The 14,758-nt window shown below is 66.6% G+C and carries 12 protein-coding genes; 10 read left to right on the top strand and 2 right to left on the bottom strand.

What is annotated here, in order from left to right:
- The first annotated feature begins 84 nt into the window (after positions 1–84).
- The 5 genes from ACFYYH_RS12325 to tuf all read left to right on the top strand — a co-directional run bounded on the left by ACFYYH_RS12325 (position 85) and on the right by tuf (position 8,804).
- Positions 85–3,999, top strand: a complete 3,915-nt coding sequence (locus tag ACFYYH_RS12325) for a DNA-directed RNA polymerase subunit beta' (RefSeq protein WP_388549328.1) — start codon at positions 85–87, stop codon at positions 3,997–3,999.
- 448 nt (positions 4,000–4,447) lie between these two features.
- The gene (gene rpsL, locus ACFYYH_RS12320; protein ID WP_003948652.1) at positions 4,448–4,819 is read left to right on the top strand and encodes a 30S ribosomal protein S12; all 372 of its coding nucleotides are present in this window, start codon (positions 4,448–4,450) and stop codon (positions 4,817–4,819) included.
- A 2-nt stretch (positions 4,820–4,821) separates the two neighbouring features.
- Positions 4,822–5,292, top strand: a complete 471-nt coding sequence (rpsG, locus tag ACFYYH_RS12315) for a 30S ribosomal protein S7 (RefSeq protein WP_030742163.1) — start codon at positions 4,822–4,824, stop codon at positions 5,290–5,292.
- Between the two features lie 38 nt (positions 5,293–5,330).
- The gene (fusA, locus tag ACFYYH_RS12310; RefSeq protein WP_388549325.1) at positions 5,331–7,457 is read left to right on the top strand and encodes an elongation factor G; all 2,127 of its coding nucleotides are present in this window, start codon (positions 5,331–5,333) and stop codon (positions 7,455–7,457) included.
- 153 nt (positions 7,458–7,610) lie between these two features.
- Positions 7,611–8,804: an elongation factor Tu gene (tuf, locus tag ACFYYH_RS12305; RefSeq protein ID WP_046503245.1), complete on the top strand. Its 1,194-nt coding sequence runs from the start codon at positions 7,611–7,613 to the stop codon at positions 8,802–8,804.
- A gap of 321 nt (positions 8,805–9,125) precedes the next feature.
- Here tuf and ACFYYH_RS12300 read toward each other — a convergent pair whose 3' ends face one another.
- Both ACFYYH_RS12300 and ACFYYH_RS12295 read right to left on the bottom strand, forming a co-directional pair.
- On the bottom strand, positions 9,126–10,439 hold the full coding sequence (locus ACFYYH_RS12300; protein ID WP_388549322.1) for a ThuA domain-containing protein: 1,314 nt from the start codon (positions 10,437–10,439) through the stop codon (positions 9,126–9,128).
- Between the two features lie 353 nt (positions 10,440–10,792).
- Positions 10,793–11,248, bottom strand: a complete 456-nt coding sequence (locus ACFYYH_RS12295; RefSeq protein ID WP_388549319.1) for a peptidase inhibitor family I36 protein — start codon at positions 11,246–11,248, stop codon at positions 10,793–10,795.
- A gap of 663 nt (positions 11,249–11,911) precedes the next feature.
- Here ACFYYH_RS12295 and rpsJ point away from each other — a divergent pair.
- The 5 genes from rpsJ to rplB are packed head-to-tail and all read left to right on the top strand — an operon-like array spanning position 11,912 to position 14,753.
- On the top strand, positions 11,912–12,220 hold the full coding sequence (rpsJ, locus tag ACFYYH_RS12290; RefSeq protein ID WP_003948644.1) for a 30S ribosomal protein S10: 309 nt from the start codon (positions 11,912–11,914) through the stop codon (positions 12,218–12,220).
- 14 nt (positions 12,221–12,234) lie between these two features.
- Positions 12,235–12,879 carry a 50S ribosomal protein L3 gene (gene rplC / locus ACFYYH_RS12285; protein WP_388549316.1) on the top strand — a complete coding sequence of 215 codons (645 nt, stop codon included), beginning with the start codon at positions 12,235–12,237 and terminating at the stop codon, positions 12,877–12,879.
- Between the two features lie 10 nt (positions 12,880–12,889).
- On the top strand, positions 12,890–13,552 hold the full coding sequence (gene rplD / locus ACFYYH_RS12280; RefSeq protein WP_388549313.1) for a 50S ribosomal protein L4: 663 nt from the start codon (positions 12,890–12,892) through the stop codon (positions 13,550–13,552).
- A complete protein-coding gene (gene rplW / locus ACFYYH_RS12275) occupies positions 13,552–13,869 on the top strand; it encodes a 50S ribosomal protein L23 (RefSeq protein ID WP_388549311.1) in 318 nt (105 codons plus the stop codon). Before rplD ends, rplW begins: the two co-directional genes overlap by 1 nt.
- Before the next feature lie 47 nt (positions 13,870–13,916).
- Entirely contained in the window at positions 13,917–14,753 is an 837-nt protein-coding gene (gene rplB / locus ACFYYH_RS12270) for a 50S ribosomal protein L2 (protein ID WP_093600081.1), read from the top strand.
- The last annotated feature ends 5 nt before the right edge of the window (positions 14,754–14,758 follow it).

The following is a 14,758-nucleotide window of genomic DNA, read 5'->3' as shown; positions in this document are numbered from 1 at the left end:
ACCCGTTCAGACCATTGCTGAAGCGCCCCATATTTCTCGCTGACGCGAGGGGGCTCGAACCCCCGAAAGAGGGATTGACGACAAGTGCTCGACGTCAACTTCTTCGACGAGCTGCGGATCGGCCTCGCCACCGCGGACGACATCCGGACCTGGTCGCACGGCGAAGTGAAGAAGCCGGAGACCATCAACTACCGCACGCTCAAGCCCGAGAAGGACGGACTCTTCTGCGAGAAGATCTTCGGCCCCACCCGGGACTGGGAGTGCTACTGCGGCAAGTACAAGCGTGTCCGCTTCAAGGGCATCATCTGTGAGCGCTGTGGTGTGGAAGTCACCCGCGCCAAGGTGCGCCGTGAGCGGATGGGCCACATTGAGCTGGCCGCGCCCGTCACCCACATCTGGTACTTCAAGGGCGTCCCGTCGCGCCTCGGATACCTGCTCGACCTCGCGCCGAAGGACCTGGAGAAGGTCATCTACTTCGCCGCGTACATGATCACGTTCGTGGACGAGGAGCGCCGCACGCGCGACCTGCCCTCGCTGGAGGCGCATGTCTCCGTCGAGCGCCAGCAGGTCGAGAACCGCCGCGACGCCGACCTCGAAGCCCGCGCCAAGAAGCTCGAGACCGACCTGGCCGAGCTGGAGGCCGAGGGCGCCAAGGCCGATGTGCGCCGCAAGGTGCGCGAGGGCGCCGAGCGTGAGATGAAGCAGCTCCGTGACCGCGCGCAGCGCGAGATCGACCGCCTCGACGAGGTGTGGAACCGCTTCAAGAACCTCAAGGTCCAGGACCTGGAGGGCGACGAGCTGCTCTACCGCGAGCTGCGCGACCGCTTCGGCACGTACTTCGACGGTTCGATGGGCGCCGCGGCGCTCCAGAAGCGCCTGGAGTCCTTCGACCTGGACGAGGAGGCCGAGCGCCTCCGCGAGATCATCCGCACCGGCAAGGGCCAGAAGAAGACCCGCGCGCTCAAGCGCCTCAAGGTCGTCTCCGCGTTCCTCCAGACCAGCAACAGCCCCAAGGGCATGGTGCTGGACTGCGTCCCGGTGATCCCGCCGGACCTGCGTCCGATGGTGCAGCTCGACGGTGGCCGCTTCGCGACCTCCGACCTGAACGACCTGTACCGCCGTGTGATCAACCGCAACAACCGCCTCAAGCGTCTGCTCGACCTCGGTGCCCCCGAGATCATCGTGAACAACGAGAAGCGGATGCTCCAGGAGGCCGTCGACGCGCTGTTCGACAACGGCCGCCGCGGTCGCCCGGTGACCGGTCCCGGCAACCGGCCCCTGAAGTCCCTGAGCGACATGCTCAAGGGCAAGCAGGGCCGTTTCCGTCAGAACCTGCTCGGCAAGCGTGTCGACTACTCGGCCCGTTCCGTGATCGTCGTCGGTCCGCAGCTCAAGCTGCACCAGTGCGGTCTGCCGAAGGCCATGGCGCTGGAGCTGTTCAAGCCGTTCGTGATGAAGCGCCTGGTGGACCTGAACCACGCGCAGAACATCAAGTCGGCCAAGCGCATGGTCGAGCGCGGCCGTACGGTCGTGTACGACGTGCTCGAAGAGGTCATCGCCGAGCACCCGGTGCTGCTGAACCGTGCGCCGACGCTGCACCGTCTCGGTATCCAGGCCTTCGAGCCGCAGCTCGTCGAGGGCAAGGCCATCCAGATCCACCCGCTCGTCTGCACCGCGTTCAACGCGGACTTCGACGGTGACCAGATGGCCGTCCACCTGCCGCTCTCCGCGGAGGCGCAGGCCGAGGCCCGCATCCTGATGCTGTCCTCGAACAACATCCTCAAGCCGGCCGACGGCCGTCCGGTCACCATGCCCACCCAGGACATGGTGCTCGGTCTCTTCTTCCTCACCACGGACGAGGAGGAGCGCGAGGTCAAGGGCGAGGGCCGGTCCTTCGGCTCCAGCGCCGAGGCGACCATGGCGTTCGACAACCGGGAGCTGTCGCTCCAGGCGAAGGTCGACATCCGCTTCCCGGTGGGCACCATCCCGCCGCGCGGCTGGACCCCGCCGGTCTCCGAGGACGGGGACGACGGCGTCGGGGCGGCTCCGTACCAGCAGGGCGACAGCTTCCGGCTGCGTACGACCCTGGGCCGCGCGCTCTTCAACGAGCTGCTGCCCGAGGACTACCCGTTCGTCGACTACTCGGTGGGCAAGAAGCAGCTCTCCGAGATCGTCAACGACCTGGCCGAGCGCTACCCCAAGGTCATCGTGGCGGCGACGCTCGACAACCTGAAGGCGGCGGGCTTCTACTGGGCGACCCGTTCCGGGGTCACCGTGGCCATCTCCGACGTGGTCGTGCCCGAGGCGAAGAAGGCGATCGTCCAGGGTTACGAGGCACAGGACGAGAAGGTCCAGAAGCAGTACGAGCGCGGTCTGATCACCAAGCAGGAGCGCACGCAGGAACTGATCACGATCTGGACCAAGGCGACCAACGAGGTCGCCGAGGCGATGAACGCGAACTTCCCGAAGACCAACCCCATCTTCATGATGGTGAACTCGGGCGCGCGCGGAAACATGATGCAGATGCGTCAGATCGCCGGTATGCGTGGTCTGGTGTCGAACGCCAAGAACGAGACGATCCCGCGTCCCATCAAGGCGTCCTTCCGTGAGGGCCTGTCCGTGCTGGAGTACTTCATCTCCACGCACGGTGCCCGTAAGGGTCTGGCCGACACGGCGCTGCGCACCGCCGACTCGGGTTACCTGACCCGTCGTCTGGTGGACGTCTCGCAGGACGTGATCATCCGCGAGGAGGACTGCGGCACCGACCGCGGCCTCAAGCTGAAGATCGCGGTCAAGGGCGCCGACGGTGTGCTCCGCAAGACGGAGGACGTCGAGACCTCCGTGTACGCGCGGATGCTCGCCGAGGACGTCGTCATCGACGGCAAGGTCATCGCGCCGGCCAATGTCGACCTGGGCGATGTCCTGATCGACGCGCTGGTCAACGCCGGGGTCGAGGAGGTCAAGACCCGCTCGGTCCTGACCTGTGAGTCCGCGGTCGGCACCTGTGCCTTCTGCTACGGCCGTTCGCTGGCCACCGGCAAGCTGGTCGACATCGGTGAGGCGGTCGGCATCATCGCCGCCCAGTCCATCGGTGAGCCCGGTACCCAGCTCACGATGCGTACCTTCCACACCGGTGGTGTGGCCGGTGACGACATCACCCAGGGTCTGCCCCGAGTCGTCGAGCTGTTCGAGGCCCGTACGCCCAAGGGTGTCGCCCCGATCTCGGAGGCGGCGGGCCGCGTCCGTATCGAGGAGACGGAGAAGACCAAGAAGCTGGTCGTCACACCGGACGACGGCAGCGACGAGACGGCGTTCCCGATCTCGAAGCGCGCCCGTCTCCTGGTGGAGGAGGGCGACCACGTCGAGGTGGGCCAGAAGCTCACCGTGGGTGCCACCAACCCGCACGACGTGCTGCGGATCCTCGGTCAGCGCGCGGTCCAGGTCCACCTGGTCGGCGAGGTCCAGAAGGTCTACAACTCGCAGGGTGTGTCGATCCACGACAAGCACATCGAGATCATCATCCGGCAGATGCTGCGCCGTGTGACGATCATCGAGTCCGGCGACGCGGAGCTGCTGCCCGGCGAGCTGGTGGAGCGGTCGAAGTTCGAGACCGAGAACCGCCGTGTGGTCACGGAAGGCGGCCACCCGGCCTCCGGCCGTCCGCAGCTCATGGGTATCACCAAGGCCTCGCTGGCCACCGAGTCGTGGCTGTCGGCGGCGTCCTTCCAGGAGACGACCAGGGTCCTCACCGACGCGGCGATCAACGCCAAGTCGGACTCCCTGATCGGCCTCAAGGAGAACGTCATCATCGGTAAGCTCATCCCGGCCGGTACGGGTCTGTCCCGCTACCGCAACATCCGGGTCGAGCCGACCGAGGAGGCCAAGGCCGCGATGTACTCGGCCGTCGGCTACGACGACATCGACTACTCGCCGTTCGGCACCGGCTCCGGCCAGGCCGTCCCGCTGGAGGACTACGACTACGGTCCGTACAACCAGTAAGGCGTGAGCGGACCGGAGGGCGGCCATCCGTACGGATGACCGCCCTCCGGCATGCCCGGGACCTGTGCCTGAAGCGGCTTCCGGGCGGCCCCGGGGCCGGCTCCCGGCATCGGGCGCGCCGCGGTGTCGCGGTTACGGGGAGTGAGGAATTCCGGCGGGAAACCGGGAATTCCTCCGGGGGGTCCATCCGTTGGACGTACGGCGTGTCTGGTCCAGGGCATTTGTTTTGACCGGAGTCGATGAGGTAGGTACGCTCAGACCTTGTGCCTGGGGTGTGCCTGGGCTCCTGTGCGTGTCTTCAGCCGCATGGCGAGCTCGAGTATCGGCCACCGTGATCTGCGCCTTCCTCGCCCTCGGCGGGGTCATGCAGCATTCGACACACCCGACCGCGTGGGTCGGAGTTGTTCCAGGTTAGTTGTACTGACGGCACACAGAAACCGGAGAAGTAGTGCCTACGATCCAGCAGCTGGTCCGTAAGGGCCGGCAGGACAAGGTCGAGAAGAACAAGACGCCCGCGCTCGAGGGTTCCCCTCAGCGTCGCGGTGTCTGCACGCGTGTGTTCACGACCACCCCGAAGAAGCCGAACTCGGCCCTCCGGAAGGTCGCGCGTGTGCGTCTGACCTCCGGTATCGAGGTCACGGCCTACATTCCGGGTGAGGGACACAACCTGCAGGAGCACTCCATCGTGCTCGTGCGTGGTGGCCGTGTGAAGGACCTGCCTGGTGTTCGTTACAAGATCATCCGCGGTTCGCTCGACACCCAGGGTGTCAAGAACCGCAAGCAGGCCCGCAGCCGCTACGGCGCCAAGAAGGAGAAGTAAGAATGCCTCGTAAGGGCCCCGCCCCGAAGCGCCCGGTCATCATCGACCCGGTCTACGGTTCTCCTCTGGTCACCTCGCTGATCAACAAGATCCTGCTCAACGGCAAGCGTTCCACCGCCGAGCGGATCGTGTACGGCGCCATGGAAGGTCTGCGCGAGAAGACCGGCAACGACCCGGTCATCACGCTGAAGCGCGCGCTTGAGAACGTCAAGCCCACGCTCGAGGTCAAGTCCCGCCGTGTCGGTGGCGCCACCTACCAGGTGCCGATCGAGGTCAAGCCCGGTCGCGCCGCCACCCTCGCGCTCCGCTGGGTCGTGGGGTACTCCCGCGCCCGTCGCGAGAAGACCATGACCGAACGCCTCATGAACGAGCTGCTCGACGCCTCCAACGGTCTCGGCGCCTCGGTCAAGAAGCGTGAGGACACGCACAAGATGGCCGAGTCCAACAAGGCCTTCGCGCACTACCGCTGGTAGTCGCTACCCCCATCGAGACCGAGAGAAGATTGAGCCTCATGGCCACCACTTCGCTTGACCTGGCCAAGGTCCGCAACATCGGGATCATGGCCCACATCGACGCGGGCAAGACGACGACCACCGAGCGCATCCTGTTTTACACCGGTGTGAGCTACAAGATCGGTGAGGTCCACGACGGCGCTGCCACGATGGACTGGATGGAGCAGGAGCAGGAGCGCGGCATCACGATCACGTCCGCCGCGACCACCTGTCACTGGCCGCTCGAGGACGTCGACCACACCATCAACATCATCGACACCCCGGGTCACGTGGACTTCACGGTCGAGGTGGAGCGTTCGCTCCGCGTGCTCGACGGTGCCGTCACCGTGTTCGACGGTGTCGCCGGTGTGGAGCCGCAGTCCGAGACGGTGTGGCGTCAGGCCGACCGTTACGGCGTGCCCCGCATCTGCTTCGTCAACAAGCTCGACCGGACCGGCGCGGAGTTCCACCGCTGCGTCGACATGATCTCGGACCGCCTCGGCGCGACCCCGATCGTCATGCAGCTTCCGATCGGCGCGGAGATGGACTTCAAGGGCGTCGTCGACCTCGTGACGATGAAGGCCTTCGTCTGGTCCGCCGAGGCCGCCAAGGGCGAGATGTACGACGTCGTCGACATCCCCGCCACGCACACCGAGGCGGCCGAGGAGTGGCGCGGCAAGCTGCTCGAGGTCGTCTCCGAGAACGACGACGAGCTGATGGAGCTGTACCTGGAGGGCATCGAGCCCACCGTGGAGCAGCTCTACGCCGCCATCCGCCGCATCACCATCGCGTCGGGCAAGTCCAACGACACCACCGTCACCCCGGTGTTCTGCGGAACCGCGTTCAAGAACAAGGGCGTCCAGCCCCTGCTCGACGCGGTCGTGCGCTACCTGCCGTCGCCCCTGGACGTCGAGGCCATCGAGGGCCACGACGTCAAGGACGCGGAGCTGGTCGTCAAGCGCAGGCCCTCCGACGACGAGCCGCTGTCGGCGCTGGCGTTCAAGATCATGAGCGACCCGCACCTCGGCAAGCTCACGTTCGTCCGCGTGTACTCCGGCCGTCTGGAGTCCGGCACCGCTGTGCTGAACTCCGTGAAGGGCCGCAAGGAGCGCATCGGCAAGATCTACCGTATGCACGCGAACAAGCGTGAGGAGATCGAGGCGGTGGGCGCCGGCGACATCGTCGCCGTGATGGGCCTGAAGCAGACCACCACCGGTGAGACGCTGTGCGACGAGAAGAACCCGGTGATCCTGGAGTCCATGGACTTCCCGGCGCCGGTGATCGAGGTCGCGATCGAGCCCAAGTCCAAGGGTGACCAGGAGAAGCTGGGTGTCGCCATCCAGCGCCTCGCGGAGGAGGACCCCTCCTTCCAGGTTCACACCAACGAGGAGACCGGCCAGACCGTCATCGGCGGTATGGGCGAGCTTCACCTCGAGGTCCTGGTCGACCGCATGAAGCGCGAGTTCCGCGTCGAGGCGAACGTCGGCAAGCCGCAGGTCGCTTACCGTGAGACGATCCGCAAGGCCGTCGAGCGGGTGGACTACACCCACAAGAAGCAGACCGGTGGCACCGGCCAGTTCGCCAAGGTGCAGATCGCGATCGAGCCGATCGAGGGCGGCGACGCCTCGTACGAGTTCGTGAACAAGGTCACCGGTGGCCGTATCCCGAAGGAGTACATCCCTTCGGTCGACGCGGGTGCGCAGGAAGCCATGCAGTTCGGCATCCTGGCCGGTTACGAGATGACCGGCGTACGTATCACACTGCTCGACGGTGCGTACCACGAGGTCGACTCCTCCGAGCTGGCATTCAAGATCGCCGGTTCGCAGGCATTCAAGGAGGCCGCTCGCAAGGCGTCCCCCGTGCTCCTGGAGCCGATGATGGCCGTCGAGGTCACCACGCCCGAGGACTACATGGGTGATGTCATCGGCGACATCAACTCCCGCCGTGGCCAGATCCAGGCCATGGAGGAGCGGGCCGGCGCCCGGGTCATCAAGGGCCTGGTGCCGCTCTCGGAGATGTTCGGCTATGTCGGAGACCTCCGCAGCAAGACCTCGGGTCGCGCAAGCTACTCGATGCAGTTCGACTCCTACGCCGAGGTTCCGCGGAACGTCGCCGAGGAGATCATCGCGAAGGCCAAGGGCGAGTAACTCTTCCGAGTTCACGCTTTAGGCTTGTCACCGGCAAGCCCTGGGGCTTTCCCACCGGATCACGGAGGGAAAGCCCCGGGCCCCGGCATCCCAGCAAAGATCACCTGGCGCCGATGAGTAAGGCGTACAGAACCACTCCACAGGAGGACCCCAGTGGCGAAGGCGAAGTTCGAGCGGACTAAGCCGCACGTCAACATCGGCACCATCGGTCACATCGACCACGGTAAGACGACCCTCACGGCCGCCATTACCAAGGTGCTGCATGACGCGTACCCGGACCTGAACGAGGCCTCGGCCTTCGACCAGATCGACAAGGCTCCTGAGGAGCGCCAGCGCGGTATCACCATCTCCATCGCGCACGTCGAGTACCAGACCGAGTCGCGTCACTACGCGCACGTCGACTGCCCCGGTCACGCGGACTACATCAAGAACATGATCACGGGTGCGGCGCAGATGGACGGCGCCATCCTCGTGGTCGCCGCCACCGACGGCCCGATGCCGCAGACCAAGGAGCACGTGCTCCTGGCCCGCCAGGTCGGCGTGCCGTACATCGTTGTCGCGCTGAACAAGGCCGACATGGTGGACGACGAGGAGATCATGGAGCTCGTCGAGCTCGAGGTCCGTGAGCTTCTCTCCGAGTACGAGTTCCCGGGCGACGACCTGCCGGTCGTCAAGGTCTCGGCGCTCAAGGCGCTCGAGGGCGACAAGGAGTGGGGCCAGACGGTCCTGGACCTGATGGCCGCCGTCGACGAGGCGATCCCGCAGCCCGAGCGTGACGTCGACAAGCCGTTCCTGATGCCGATCGAGGACGTCTTCACGATCACCGGTCGTGGCACCGTCGTCACCGGTCGTATCGAGCGTGGTGTCCTGAAGGTCAACGAGACCGTCGACATCGTCGGTATCAAGACCGAGAAGACCACCACCACGGTCACCGGCATCGAGATGTTCCGCAAGCTCCTCGACGAGGGCCAGGCCGGTGAGAACGTCGGTCTGCTCCTCCGTGGCATCAAGCGCGAGGACGTCGAGCGCGGCCAGGTCATCATCAAGCCGGGTTCGGTCACGCCGCACACCAGCTTCGAGGCCCAGGCCTACATCCTGTCGAAGGACGAGGGTGGCCGTCACACCCCCTTCTTCAACAACTACCGCCCGCAGTTCTACTTCCGTACCACGGACGTGACCGGCGTGGTGACCCTCCCCGAGGGCACCGAGATGGTCATGCCGGGCGACAACACCGTCATGACGGTCGAGCTGATCCAGCCCGTCGCCATGGAGGAGGGCCTCAAGTTCGCCATCCGTGAGGGTGGCCGGACCGTCGGCGCCGGCCAGGTCACCAAGATCAACAAGTAGTTCACCGATCTGGCAGACCCGGTCGCTCCTCGGAGCATCCAGGGAGCATCCAGCAGGGGCCCCGTATCCCGTCCGTGAGGACGGCGGTACGGGGCCCCTGTGCTGTGTGCGCGGGGCCGTGCGCCTGGGGGCGGGGGGCCGGCGCGGGGCCGCACGCCCGGGGGCGGTCGGCGCGGGACGGTCGGCGCGGGGCCTGGCGGTGTGGCGCCCCCCCCGGACTGATGAGCCCTCCGGCCTCGCGGATCACTCGGTGGGGTGATTCGCGGGGCCGGAGGGCCGGGGTTGCTCAGGGAGAGCCGGGGGACGCGGGGAAGCCGAGGGTCAGGGCTGCTGGACGAGCTGGAAGGACTGGGCCGCCGAGCCGTTGCAGGGGCGCTGGACGAGCTGGGTGCCGGAGCCGGAGCCGTCCGGGGCGCTCAGGCACTTTCCGCTGTGCCGGGCCGTGAAGTGGTAACGGCCCGGCGCCTCCGCCACGGCCTGCCACTGCTGGTTCGTGCCGCCCGTGTAGTTCCAGAGCTGGATCGGGGCGTTGTCGGCGGTCGACACATTGGTGACATCGATGGCCTGCTGGGCGTTGGCGCGGGGCCCGATGCGGGAGAACCCGCTGTCCGTGGAGCGGACCTGGTACTGCTGGGCCAGGGTGCTGTTGCAGGTGTACTGCTGGATCGCCGTCCCGTTCGCGGTCGCCGCGGCGCGGGCGTCCACGCACAGGTTGTTGGCGCCGTTCACGAGCGAGTACCAGGCGGACTCGTTGATCGGTCCCGGCGGGGTCGGGTTACCGCCCTCGCCCGTACCGAGCCACTTGAGGCTGTCCAGGATGAAACGGTTCTGGGTGGCGCTTCCGAAGGTGGAGGAGAGCGTCTGGCCCGTGCTGTAGTTCATGGCGTTGTGGCCGAAGTTGGCGTAGATCATCTTGTAGCCCGTGTTGGTCCACGTGATCGGGTAGTAGCCGCTGTACCAGGACTGGTTGGGGTCCGTACCGAGCGGGAAGCTCACCGGGTCGACCGACGACAGGATCTTGATGTTCGACCGGGTCCTGAGGTCGTTGGTCCAGCTGTACCACTCGCTGACCGACGAGGTGAACGTCCCGGGCAGGCCCACGGTCGTGGGGTGCGCCCGGTCCTCGACCTTGAGCGTCGCGGTCGTCGGGCCCCAGGTGTTCGACCGGAAGTTCCCGGTGCCGAGGAAGTCGTTGTAGTACCAGGACCAGCCGCCCGCGTTGGTGGTGAACGCGGAGACATGGAAGCCCATCCAGGCCCCGCCGCTGCGCATGTACCGCTCGAAGCCCGACCGCTGGGCGGCCGTCTGCGGCGCGTCGTCGAGGAAGAGCACCACCTGGTACTGGTCCTTGGTGATGTTCGTGAGCTGGTTCCAGTTGTTGGTCGCCGTGTACGAGAAGTTGTTGGCGGCGGCCTGCTGGGGGAACCAGGTGTTGGCTTCCCGTACGAAGCTGATGTGGGCGTCGTCCCAGGTGCCGTTGTAGAACGCCAGCACATTGAAGGGGGCGGCGGCGTTCGCCTTCTGAACCGCTCCGTGGGCGGCGGGGGCGGCGGTCAGGCCGAGGAGTACGGCGAGCAGCGCGAGGAGTCGTATGCCGACGTTCCTCGAGCGACCCCTGTCTCTGGTGATGGTCATCGCGGGGACGATCCCTTCTTCTGCCGGCGGTGGGGGGTGCGCGGGCCGGAACGTGCTCTATGTCATGTATATGACATCCATTCACGCATGCGGTCCGCTCGTGATTTAAGAAGTGAACTCACCCCACGTCAAGGTCCTGGTATGGACCAATGCACGGACAGTGTGGGTCCGGGGCGGTCGGGGCGGGCCGGCAGGCCCGCCGAGGGCGAGGGGCGGCCCCCGCCCGGGACGGGACCACCCGGCCTGCCCCGACCGCCCCTCGGTCATCCCCCGCGCGCTCTCCCTGCCGATTTCTCAGGTGACGCGCGTCCGCATCGCCGTCCGAATTCCCCGCCCGGCTCGGAGGTCCGGCGTCAGCCGCAATTGTTGTCGTTGATACGCACCGAAGAGCCCCAGCGGCCGACCGAATAGCCCTGGAGATCGGGGATGCTGCCGCCGGGGCGGATGCAGGTGTGCGATCCGCCGTACAGGCTGTTCCGGTAGATCCGGGCGGTGCGGCCGGAGTTGTTGATCACGGAGAAGGTGTTGTCGTTGATGGGCTGGTTGTGGAAGCGCGCGCCCCCGTCCGAGGCGCGCCGGACGTACGGCACGCCGCGGTAGTTCGTCTGGGGGTAGATGCAGACCATGCCGGCGCCGCAGGCCACCGTGGCCCCCGCCCCCTGTACCGCCGCCTGTACCGCTCCCGCCCTGCTCGCCGGCTGTACCGCTCCCGCCCTGCTCGCCGGCTCGGGCGGCCCTGCCGCGCTCGCCGTCGATGTCCCGGTCGCGAGAGCGACGGCGGCCAGCGCGATACCCATTGCTCGTTTCACCAGAAGTTCCCCGAATTCATTGGCGCGGTCGAATTGCTTTGCGCTTTCCGATGCTCCTCGGGGCGTCAAAGAATTGTCAATGAATGCAGTCAAACCATGATGAAATGCTGAAATGCTTTTCGTGCGGCCCGTCGGGGGTGTGCGGTCAGCCGCGGGCGAGCCGCATCGCGGAGTGCCGCGTCCGTGTCGCGTAGGTGTCACGTCGGCGCGCGCCGACGGCGCGTCGGAGTTCCGTCAGCCTCGGCATGCTTGGGCGATCCCTGGGTGGGGTACTCTTTCCGGCCCGATTGGCCAGGGCCAAGTCGCCTATGGCACACTAGCCAGGTTGCTCGGTTGAGTGCCGATGCTGCGCGCCTCCCGCCGGGAGGACCGGAAGCGAGTCCCACAGTACTCGTCGTCCCAACTGCCTCATGGGCAGCGCTGGGACGGACGTACGGGAATCTTCCGGGAAGTGTCAGCGGGGCTCCGGCCAGGCGCCCGGTGGCCAACGCTTCATACGCGGCCTGCGACCGGCTCGCGGACTTGGGCCGCACCCCCTTGGCTGGGAAATCCTTCGGGAGATCTTCGTGGAGGGGATGCGACACGCCCGACCGCGTGGGTCGGAGCAGAGCGCAAGGCCACCAGGTTCCAGAGCGTGACGAGAGACAGGACTACGAAGTAGCCATGGCGGGACAGAAGATCCGCATCCGGCTCAAGGCCTACGACCACGAGGTCATCGACTCATCGGCGAAGAAGATCGTCGAGACGGTGACGCGTACTGGTGCGTCGGTCGCGGGCCCGGTGCCGCTGCCCACTGAGAAGAACGTGTACTGCGTCATCAAGTCGCCGCACAAGTACAAGGACTCGCGCGAGCACTTCGAGATGCGCACGCACAAGCGCCTGATCGACATCCTCGACCCGACGCCCAAGACCGTTGACTCGCTGATGCGCCTGGACCTTCCGGCCGGCGTTGACATCGAGATCAAGCTCTGAGAGGCGCGGAAGAGATGGCAAAGCAGATCAAGGGTGTCCTGGGCGAGAAGCTCGGCATGACCCAGGTCTGGGACGAGAACAACCGTGTCGTCCCGGTGACCGTCGTCAAGGCCGGGCCCTGTGTCGTTACCCAGGTCCGCACGAATGACTCCGACGGCTACGAGTCGGTCCAGATCGCCTTCGGCGAGATCGACCCGCGCAAGGTGAACAAGCCCCTCAAGGGCCACTTCGCCAAGGCCGACGTGACCCCCCGCCGCCACCTGGTGGAGCTCCGCACCTCCGACGCCGCCGAGTACACGCTCGGCCAGGAGGTCACCGCCGCTGTGTTCGAGTCCGGCGTCAAGGTCGACGTCACGGGCAAGAGCAAGGGCAAGGGCTTCGCCGGTGTCATGAAGCGTCACAACTTCAAGGGCCTCGGCGCCGGTCACGGCACCCAGCGCAAGCACCGCTCTCCCGGTTCCATCGGTGGCTGCGCCACCCCGGGCCGTGTGTTCAAGGGCCTCCGCATGGCGGGCCGCATGGGCAACGAGCGGGTCACCACCCAGAACCTGACCGTTCACGCCGTTGACGCGGAGAAGGGCCTGCTCCTGATCAAGGGCGCGGTTCCTGGTCCGAACGGCGGCCTCGTCCTGGTCCGTACCGCGGCCAAGGGGGCCTGAGGTAATCCCGATGAGTACTCCAACCAGCATCGACATCCTTTCGCCCGCAGGCGACAAGGCCGGGACCGTCGAGCTCCCCGCGGAGATCTTCGACGCCAAGGTCAGCATTCCGCTGATCCACCAGGTCGTTGTCGCCCAGCTGGCCGCTGCCCGCCAGGGCACGCACAAGACCAAGACCCGTGGCGAAGTCCGTGGTGGTGGCAAGAAGCCGTACCGCCAGAAGGGCACCGGCCGCGCCCGTCAGGGTTCGACCCGCGCTCCGCAGTTCGCCGGTGGTGGCGTCGTCCACGGCCCCGTGCCGCGTGACTACTCGCAGCGGACCCCGAAGAAGATGAAGGCCGCCGCCCTGCGCGGTGCCCTCACCGACCGGGCCCGTCACTCCCGTATCCACGTCGTCTCCGGCGTGGTCGAGGGCGATGTGTCCACGAAGGCCGCCAAGACGCTGTTCGGCAAGATCTCGGAGCGCAAGAACCTGCTCCTGGTCGTCGAGCGCTCCGACGAGGCCGCGTGGCTGTCCGCCCGCAACCTGCCCCAGGTCCACATCCTGGCGCCGGGCCAGCTGAACACGTACGACGTGCTCGTCTCCGACGACGTGGTCTTCACCCAGGCCGCCTTCGAGTCCTTCGTGTCCGGCCCTTCCAAGGCCACTGAGAACGAGGGGAGCGAAGCCTGATGGCCGAGATCACCAGCAAGACCTACTCGGACCCGCGCGACATTCTTGTCAAGCCCGTGGTCTCCGAGAAGAGCTATGCGCTGCTCGACGAGAACAAGTACACGTTCATCGTCGCGCCCAACGCCAACAAGACCCAGATCAAGCAGGCCGTGGAAGCGGTCTTCTCGGTCAAGGTCGCCGGGGTCAACACGATCAACCGCCAGGGCAAGCGCAAGCGCACCCGCACCGGTTTCGGCAAGCGCGCCAACACCAAGCGCGCCATCGTGACCCTCGCTGAGGGCGACCGTATCGACATCTTCGGCGGCCCGGCCTCCTGACGGGGGCTGGATCGTTCAGAAGTCCGGAATCTTCCGAGGACTGAGAAATGGGTATCCGCAAGTACAAGCCGACGACCCCGGGCCGTCGTGGCTCCAGCGTCGCCGACTTTGTCGAGATCACGCGGTCCACGCCGGAGAAGTCGCTGGTCCGCCCCCTGCACAGCAAGGGCGGCCGTAACAACGCCGGTCGTGTGACCGTTCGCCACCAGGGCGGTGGCCACAAGCGCGCCTACCGTGTGATCGACTTCCGTCGGCACGACAAGGACGGCGTGCCCGCCAAGGTCGCGCACATCGAGTACGACCCCAACCGCACCGCGCGCATCGCGCTGCTGCACTACGCCGACGGCGAGAAGCGCTACATCATCGCGCCGCGCGGCCTGGCGCAGGGCGCCCGTGTCGAGAACGGCCCCGCCGCCGACATCAAGCCCGGCAACAACCTGGCGCTGCGCAACATCCCGGTCGGTACGACCATCCACGCCATCGAGCTGCGGCCCGGCGGCGGCGCGAAGTTCGCCCGCTCCGCCGGCGCCTCCGTGCAGCTTCTGGCGAAGGAGGGCTCCATGGCCCACCTTCGTATGCCGTCCGGTGAGATCCGGCTGGTCGACGTCCGCTGCCGCGCCACCATCGGTGAGGTCGGCAACGCCGAGCAGTCGAACATCAACTGGGGCAAGGCCGGCCGTATGCGCTGGAAGGGCGTCCGCCCGACCGTCCGCGGTGTGGCCATGAACCCGGTCGACCACCCGCACGGTGGTGGTGAGGGCAAGACCTCCGGTGGTCGCCACCCGGTCAGCCCGTGGGGTCAGAAGGAGGGTCGTACTCGTTCTCCCAAGAAGGCGAGCAACAAGTACATCGTCCGCCGCCGCAAGACGAACAAGAAGCGCTAGGAGCG

Origin of the sequence: Streptomyces sp. NPDC002018 (assembly GCF_042890865.1) — a bacterium.
Lineage (GTDB): Bacteria > Actinomycetota > Actinomycetes > Streptomycetales > Streptomycetaceae > Streptomyces.
The sequence above is the reverse complement of the archived record's forward strand: the minus strand, read 5'-3'. Positions and strand labels throughout refer to the sequence as shown.